Source organism: Hydrotalea sp. AMD, assembly GCF_004100315.1.
GTDB lineage: Bacteria > Bacteroidota > Bacteroidia > Chitinophagales > Chitinophagaceae > Hydrotalea > Hydrotalea flava.
In genome coordinates, this window is record NZ_SCKY01000044.1 from 1 (window position 1) to 8,698 (window position 8,698).

Annotated in this window: 6 protein-coding genes and 1 pseudogene; 1 reads left to right on the forward strand and 6 read right to left on the reverse strand. The window is 33.8% G+C overall.

Annotation, left to right across the window (positions count from 1 at the left end; genetic code table 11):
• The 6 genes and pseudogenes from cas1 to cas9 all read right to left on the reverse strand — a co-directional run.
• The coding region (gene cas1 / locus EO766_RS17295) for a type II CRISPR-associated endonuclease Cas1 (RefSeq protein WP_287101659.1) at positions 1-448 on the reverse strand (448 nt) is incomplete at its 3' end.
• Complete coding sequence (locus EO766_RS18560; RefSeq protein ID WP_502697236.1) at positions 448-810, reverse strand: DUF4143 domain-containing protein; 363 nt, start codon at positions 808-810, stop codon at positions 448-450. The genes cas1 and EO766_RS18560, both read right to left, overlap by 1 nt.
• Positions 805-1,158: pseudogene (locus tag EO766_RS18565) on the reverse strand (DUF8612 domain-containing protein); the annotation flags it as partial. The pseudogene EO766_RS18565 and the gene EO766_RS18560, both read right to left, overlap by 6 nt.
• 12 nt (positions 1,159-1,170) lie before the next feature.
• The gene (locus tag EO766_RS17305) at positions 1,171-1,575 is read right to left on the reverse strand and encodes an AAA family ATPase (RefSeq protein ID WP_179853209.1); all 405 of its coding nucleotides are present in this window, start codon (positions 1,573-1,575) and stop codon (positions 1,171-1,173) included.
• Between the two features lie 480 nt (positions 1,576-2,055).
• On the reverse strand, positions 2,056-2,649 hold the full coding sequence (locus EO766_RS17310; protein ID WP_074419544.1) for a transposase: 594 nt from the start codon (positions 2,647-2,649) through the stop codon (positions 2,056-2,058).
• A 306-nt stretch (positions 2,650-2,955) separates the two neighbouring features.
• On the reverse strand, positions 2,956-7,482 hold the full coding sequence (gene cas9 / locus EO766_RS17315; protein WP_074419543.1) for a type II CRISPR RNA-guided endonuclease Cas9: 4,527 nt from the start codon (positions 7,480-7,482) through the stop codon (positions 2,956-2,958).
• 501 nt (positions 7,483-7,983) lie between these two features.
• Between cas9 and EO766_RS17320 the strand changes: the two genes are divergently transcribed.
• A partial coding sequence (locus tag EO766_RS17320; RefSeq protein ID WP_287101663.1) for a DPP IV N-terminal domain-containing protein occupies positions 7,984-8,698 on the forward strand: 715 nt, incomplete at its 3' end.

Genomic DNA, 8,698 nt, shown 5'->3' on the forward strand with positions numbered 1-8,698 from the left:
CGGCATCGCCACTTTTTACATTTTGCCGGGCATTGTTTAAATAGCCATGGGGTATGTTCCATTTTTTTAAAACAGCCGCCTGGTTATTAATCTTTGCTTTTACGGTTTGCTGCCACAATTGTTTTTTTAGGGGTTCACTGGCGGCTAATTGCTCCTTAAAACGCTCACTTTGCAGGGTATGGCTCTCTAAAGGCAGCAGCATGCCGCTGGGGTGGTGGGTACTGTTGCAGGTTATTACCGCAATATTGTTGGTAATCAGTTGGTCTAACAAAAAATGGGTAATGGTAATTTGCGGATGCTCTAATACCAGTACGCCTATATCTTCAATGGGTACCGTTTTATCCTGCCGGTCTTCCAACCCTTTTATGTGGGCATAGCTAAGCACCAATTGTTCGTTATTGCATTTTAGGTGGCAGGGGTTCTCTATGCAGAGGGTGCGTTTAAGCATTAGATATGTGTGATATATTTGGTTAAAAAAGTATGTAGTGAACAGATTTGAATATGATTGTTTGTATAGTTATCACTTCCAGGTGTTACAATAAAATTTTTTTGTGTATTCAAATCTGCAATACAATTTAAAAAGCCTTTTGAAATTTCCGGTGCATTATTACGTTTTATTTCAACACAGGCTACGGGTATATTTCCGTTAACCAATACTACATCTGATTCTGCACCATGATGTGTGCGATAGTAATATACAGATAAATGAGATGGTACCAGTTGATGTATTTGTTCAATAACAAAACCTTCCCATGAGGCACCTGAAACAATGTGGCCGGCTAATTCATCAGTTGTTTGTATGCGGTTCATGTAATGCAATAAGCCGCTATCACGAAAATAGATTTTAGGCGATTTTACGATCCGTTTAGTAGTGTTGATAAACCATGGCTGTAAACGTCTGATTAAAAAAGCTCCTTCCATAAAATCCAGATATTTTAGCGTAGTGGCTCTACTAATGCCTAATGAACGTGAAATATTTTCGTAGTTTACAATATTGCCACTAATTGCGCTTAACATGGTCCATAGATTTCGAACAGTAGCCGGTGATAGATTTTCATTCATTAAAAAATTTACATCACGCTCCACAAAAGTGCAGTAGTAATTTTCGGCCCATGCATACCATTGTGCATTGGTTCTTAAGGTAAGTGCTTCAGGATAGCCGCCTCTGAATCATATTTTATCCTGTGCAATTTTGGCTTTATTGGCTTCCATTAAGTTAATGGTGGGTAGTTCTATATGGGCAATTCTACCGGCCAAACTTTCAGAAATGCCTCTTACTAAAAAAGGTGAAACCGAGCCCAATAGCATAAAACGTCCGGGTTTTCGGTATTCATCAATTAATGGGCGTAATATGGCAAATAATTCGGGCATCGTTTGGACTTCGTCAATAATCACCAGTTTATCTTTTAATCCGGCCAGCATGGTTTCAGCATCTTCCAGTTTACGCCTGTCAGATGGTTTTTCTAAGTCAAAATAAACTGTAGTAGATTTTTTTTTATCTGCAATCTGCCTGGCAATAGTTGATTTGCCTATCTGCCGCGCACCTATTATAGCTACGGCAGGAAACTGTTTCATCTGCTTTTGTAGTGTTTTTATAATATTCCGTTGAATCATCTTTACCGTGAAAATTGTACAACAAATTTATAATTTTTCACGGTAATAAAAAAGTAATGAAATGGGTTATGCCTAAAAATGTAATTGAGGAACAAAAAAATGAATCCTTTCCGGTATGTATATATGGTGCTTGTGTTTAGCAGCTTAAATCTTGAAAAATTATAAGTGTAGTTAAAAATTGAATTATTTTAGAATAATCCTTCTAACCAATAATTTGGTCATTGAATAAATAACTGCAACAAACCCCTAAATGGTTGTAAATATTGATTATTAAAAGCTAAAACTATGAACCGTGAAAATTGTATAATGTATTTATAATTTTTCACGGTAATTGTACTTCATTCCTTTATTATACTTAACTTACCACCAATTGCGCATTACTGCATTTTAAATGGCAGGGGTTTTCTATGCAAAGGGTGTGTTTGAGCATGCTGGTATGATTTACCGGGTGAGCGATTCCTCCAATGCGATATATTCAATAAAACGTTCAAGTTTAAGGGTATGTTGTGCGAGGAAGCTATTTTTATTTTCGAAGATTTCCCGGAAGAAGGGAAGCTCTTCAAAATGAGCATGAACATAGTGGTAAGAGCTCCAGGGCCACTCAGTTGTTTCTTTTGTAAAACTGTGTTTAACCGGGTTGAGATGAATGTATAAAACAAGGGTTTGTAAATATTGCGCAGAGGTAATTTCCTTTCTTTTAAAGTTTTTAATAAAAAGCGAACCCCTGCGTTGGTAAACTTTATTAAAAGCCTGCGTATAGCTGCTGAAGAGGTTGGAGAATTTCTTCGACAGCAACTTTTCCAAAGTTTCGAACTTTGGAAAAGTTTGCAGCAGCGCTTCTTCGTTTTTTATTTTAACCAGTAGATGAAAATGATTCGGCATTAAGCACCAGGCTAAAGTATCTGCTACAGCATCTATATGTTTATAGTATTGTTGCAGGAAGAAACGATAATTTTCTGCTTCCCGGAAAAGGTTATCATCACCATTGGCATGGTTGTAAATATGATAATATCGACCGGGAAGAAGTGGTGACATGATTAGGAAAATATTGTTAAATAATTGGAAAAACTTTAACTTGAAATGAGGAATAATTGTATGCTTCAATCAATCTTCAATTACAAAAATTCATTAATTGTTTTTTGAATTACTAAATAATATTTTTTTAAATGAATATTTTATCTTATATTAGTTTGTATGAAATTATAGAATGTTTAGTAATACGATTTTATTTTATGAATTCTCCATTTCTTTGATATAGGCATGGATTGGCATCAATTATTTATTAGAGGATTTGAACTAGAAGAGTTTTTCTATATAAATGATTCTTTTGTGCATACTGATTTATACTTTAGATATGTTACCTAAGCGATCCACTTGTAATTTGATACAAACATCTTTAATTTGCATTCCATCTAAACTTGCAGTTTTAGTATCAAAAGAACCTGTTGGTTTATTCTCCTTTTCATCATAACGCAAATCTATTTCTTTGGGTGCGATAGGTTTTGCAATTGTATTTGGGAAAAAGTAACAGGTTGAAGAAAAATCATTTACATTATAAATTCTCTTCCTTTGCTCATTGGTTAAATTTTTAAAATCAATTTTTGTGTTGTTTTCTAATTCATCTGTGGTTGGCACATATACCAAATCGTTGGGCGAGAGATAAGGGCATTCCTGACACAATTTTTCTCCTTTTTCATTCGTCTCCGGAACTGAACTCAATCCTTGTTTTTGACGTTCAATAACGATATTTAAAGGAATGGATTTAAAATTTCTTTTGCCATTTTCTTCTTGGTAAACAGCAAAATATAAATTTGGAGAACCTTGCACATACTTACTCTTTTTATTGCCTTTTTCTCCTAATACAAATCTTCCTTTTCCTTTTTCGTAAATTCGCACTTTAAATATTGGGTGATGAAATTTACCATTATTGTATTGAGAAATATTTTTATTCAACTCCTCTATTCCTTCAGGCGATAATGCTAATTCAGGATCGTTTCCTTTTTCTCTTAAGTAGTTGAGAAGAATTTTTTGAATACCAGTATCAGTAATCTTTTTGATTTTTTCTTTATTAAAACTTTTATCCAATGTTTTTCTTGTTGCTGTTGTAAATTCTCCTTCACTAACTTTTAACCAAGATAACTTAACAATTCCTGAAATTGTTTCTTCGTGCATTGGCTTCTTAACTGCCCAATGCACACGTTCTTGCTTCTTTTCGACTTTTTTCTCGTTTTCAAATTTTTGGTAAGTGTTTGTCGATTTATTGATAACACGCAAGTTTTGTTTAAAGCTCACAACAACTTTTTCTAACTCGTTTTTGGCATCAATTGTAAAGTTTTGCCATGGCTTTTTAAATTCCGTGAATTTATCTCTTTCTTTTCCATTTTTGTCTATCCATTTTTCAGTATTTTGGAGTTTGTGTTGTAAATCAAATCTAGAATTATCTGATTTTGCAGATTGATTATTTAGCAAATTCACATGGTCTCTTGTAGCACAAGCAATTACTAATGCGTCCATTGCATGGTGGCGGTGGTCAATGCGTTTCTTTTGAAAGCCTTTTGAAAGTTCAAACGGAATAGCAGGTATGGTGTGTCCTTCTTTGTTTTTTGCTGTAAAAGCTTCCGAATTGGTCAATTTATTCATTCGCTCAAAACGTGGTAAAATCAATTCATTCCAAACATCGTTTAATCCCCAATCTTGTTTTAAACGATCGGTAATTTTTCCATTGCCCGGAACAATGTTTTTTGAATTTACTCCGTCATCGTCTTTATCAGCACGAACAATATTTGATAGAACTGCAGAAACAAACTTGCTGATGTATCGCGTGTCATTCATTTGACGGGCAATCATTTTATCGGGAATTTCTTCTAACAATAATTTGTTGCGTTTGACTTTGTTTTTAGAATAATGTTCTTCTACAAATTCCCGATATTGTTTTTCGGTAAAAATATTTACTGTTTTCCCCAAACCAATTTCTACCGTTTGTAATACTGGGTTTTTAATAAATTCCAAACCAAGTTTGTTATCTTTTAGCTTATTTACGGCTTCTTCGCAGATTACTTTATTGCTTAAACTATCATCAAAATATCGGCTTTGTGGAATAATATGTTCAATTTCATAAGCAGGTGTGAACAGTTTACTCAAGGGAATTATTTCGCCTGTATAGGGCGACCGATATTTTTGTTCAAGCCATAATTTATATTTTTCGATTTGGGATTTTGTTGGTTGTGATTTTTGAGAAATATCATAAATCGTTATTTCTTTAGATTTTCCATCTTTTGTTTCGGTTAATCCTGTTTTTTCATTTTTTAGATATTCTTCAGTATGGTCATTTAGAGCATATTCTTCATAAATTTTCAAAATATCGTGTTGTGTTTGAGAATAGGGTCTTACAGGATTATTTCCTTTCTGATAAGAAGTAAGATTTTTTTCTTCTTTACAATAGTTTGAATAATCAATTTGATTTTTAAAAGAATCATCCTTTGCAAATTCCATTAACAATGTCTTTATTCTCAAATTTGTATTTTCATTTTTGGAAACCTGTTCTGTAATTTTAGCCCGGTCTTCTGTGGTGTTTTTCATTTCTCTGCCTAACTCAATATGAATTTCGTTAAAGAAATCTTTCGTTCCATCACCATATTTTTCCCAAATGTCTTTTACAACACGCAGCGTTTCGGTTATAACTTGTTCTACAATTGGGTTTCTTAAGTAATGTTGTTTAAACTCTTTTAAATACGTTTTTAAATCTTCAACTGAATTCCATTTCCCAATATCGGCAGCCTCCGAATGTCGGTTATAAACCACATATTGAGCCAACCACAAAGGCAACCCTTGATAATCTTCTTTATTATCTAAATTCTCTTTATTTATTTTTTCTCTTACCCTATCTTTAATGTTTTCATCAAACTCGCCAGTTAGAAGTTTGTCAATTCGTGCCTGAGTTTTAATATCAATATTTTCCCATTTCCAGTGTTTGCCAATTCGCATTAAAGGCAATAATTTTTTGATAGCCTTTTCAGAATATGAGCCATAATCGCTTTTGAATCGCGGAAACTTACTGAAGTTTTCTGCGAAAGAGTTTACATCTAACTGATATTTTCTTGCAAAAGTTTTCAGTGCTGTTTCAAACTCATTTTTATCCGTTACAGAATAAATGATGTGCCAAAGTTGTTGTTCAATTTCTCTTGTTAGAAAATTAGCTGGAATATTTGCAACTTCTTTTAATCGTTTACGGATTTCATAACCTGTTTCATTCATTGGATAGGGTTTTGATTCGTCTTTTCCCAAATCATATACATAATTCCAACGGTATTTGGCAATTTCAGCTGTTTGTACTTTGCCCTTTAAGTCTTTGAAGAAATGTTTTAGAATGTCTTTTTGATTAACCTCTTTTTTACTCATTAAAAACTCAAATAAATTTTCCTTATCTTCATTTGACTTCAGAAATTCATGTGTTACATCTTTATCTTCTTTTTTTGTGTAAATTTTTAAGTTGTACAGCCACTGCCAAACTCTAAATTCTTGATAATATGGATTAGATTTTGGAACACATTTTAAATATTCTTTCACTTCAATCTCTTTCCCGGTTTCATCTTTTTGGTTGTATTGTCTATACTCCAAAGAGCAATTACCAATACTTGATTTTTGACTACGCAACGGACGCTGATAGAAAATAATATCATCTAAAAATAAATGCACAAAATCTCTTTTACTGAGTTGTAGTTGGTGCGCTTCGTTGCTTCTGTATAACTCGCGAACGCAAGCATTATATAATTCATTAGTAAACAATTCAGGTTGTAAAGCAATTTGCTTTTCTAAAATGGCTTTTAATTCTTCTTTGTAAAACTTACGTTCGATAGTACGAACTAATTTTCCTCTAATTTTTTGATTAGGTTTTTGAAGTAATGTATCGTAAATGTATGTACCAACAGTTTTATTAGAATCTTTAATTTCTCTCTCTGTTTTGATTTTTATTAGTTTCCATTTTTTCTCCCAATCTTCTTCTGTTGGAATAGAAAATTTTCTTTTCAAAGTTCCATCATCTTCATATTTATCGTTCCCGTCTTTATCTAATTCAATCGTTGCAATAATATTTTTTTCTATTCCAATCCAATTTGGAATTTCTTTTGAGAAATATTTACCAGAATCTCCATTTGAAAGTTTTATTAAAATAACTTTAAGCCCTTTATAAATAGCTCCTGTATCTATTATTCCCGAAATTATCTGTGTGTCAAAATAAGTTCTTGTTTGAGCTGATCTTGTATCATCTTCATCATCTTCACCTCTTAATTGGTAATATCCTCGCTTTTGATTGAAATTTAACAAAAGCCAAGCCAACTCTTCTTTTTGTAATTTTTGTGTTAATCCTTTTTTACGTAAGTAATAAATGGTCCAGTCATAGGGTATCTTAGCATCCTTACCTTTTTTATTTTTTCTATTTAAAAGTTCTGGTTGGTTCATGCGAAAATCTTCCAACATTTCTTCGAATGATTTTTTGAAAATGAAGTCTTTATTATTGTATGCTATTTTGGGTTCGGTTTCTTCAAGAAATTGCCCCAAATTTTTTTCAAAGTCAATTTGTTTGCTATAATGTTCAGGTAAAAAGCCTAAAATATTTAATACTCTGTGCAGTCGCTCTCTTCTTAATAAATGTCGCTCACGTAAGCGCCTTATACTTCTATAATACGTTCTTTCAGCAGTTTGAGAGATAGAAGTTCCTTTACCAAAGTCATTCATCATATCCTGACTCATGGGAATTATTCGACTCCCCATTCCCAATATGTTTCCTTGTTTGTTTTCAAAATCCTGTTCTATCAACGCCCAACCTATTGAATTGGTGCCTAAATCCAGCCCTAAAATTGTTTTTTTCATGTTGCAATTATTTCTTTATTTTTGAAACCTAATTTGAAAGCAAATCACAATAAGGATTATTCCGTTGTGAAAACATTTAAGTCGCCTCACCTTACAATGTGGGGCTTTTTTTTCTCCCCCTAAACTAATCAAATTTATGTATTTATAAAAAAAATATTATCTCATTTTTTCTAACGAAATCCCTTTATACACACATTTAAACTGCCTATTCATCCTTTTCACAGTTGGGAGTCACATGCTCCTCAATCCCCACCTCCTAACCACCATCACCCACCACCCATTTCCAACCCCTTTCTCCCTACCTTGTTCGAAACAAATTCGATACATGTTCGACAATGGTTCGATACAACCCTTATCAATGCTGCATTTGTATGGGCCGGAGTCGAACAACTGTCGAACAAATCTCGAAAAAAGCCCGAAAATACTGGCGTTTATAATTTTTTTTTGAATGGTATCGTAAAAAAGGAGGAGGATATTTATCTTCATGCAAAATTCAAACACATGAGGAAAATTTTTGGCATTATTGCATGCTGTTGCTTAACAGCATTGTTTACTTATGCCCAGCAAAAAGAAATAAGTATGGCGCAATTGGTTACCGGAAAAGCGCCCAACGGCTTTTACAAACCGCTGCCTTCTGTAATAGAATGGCTGAACAATAACCAGGTATTGTTGTTGCAACGCGGCGAAAAAAGAGAAGATGCACAAACATTTTTATTTGATATTCCCTCGGGAAAAATGTTATCGTATACTGCTCCTGCACAGTTAAAGCCTGATAAGGCTGTTACCGAAATGAACCATGACTTGTATTTGTTTGTAAACGGAACGCCTACACGCATTACCAACGATACGGCGCAGGAACACAACCCCACTTTCTCGCCCGATAGCAATTATATAGCCTATACCAAAAACAATAATTTATATAGCTACAACATTGCTGCACAAAAAGAAACACAATTAACCTTTGATGGTTCGGCTACTACCTTAAACGGCTATGCCAGTTGGGTATATTTGGAAGAAATTTATGGCCGCCCCACCCATTACCGGGCTTTTTGGTGGAGCCCCGATAGCAAAACCATTGCCTATGCCAGGTTTGATGAAAGTATGGTGCCTATGTTTCCTATTTACAGTAGCGAGGGGCAACATGGTTATTTGGAATATACCCGTTATCCCGAAGCAGGCGATAAAAATCCGGAAGTGAAAATGGGATTTGTTAGTC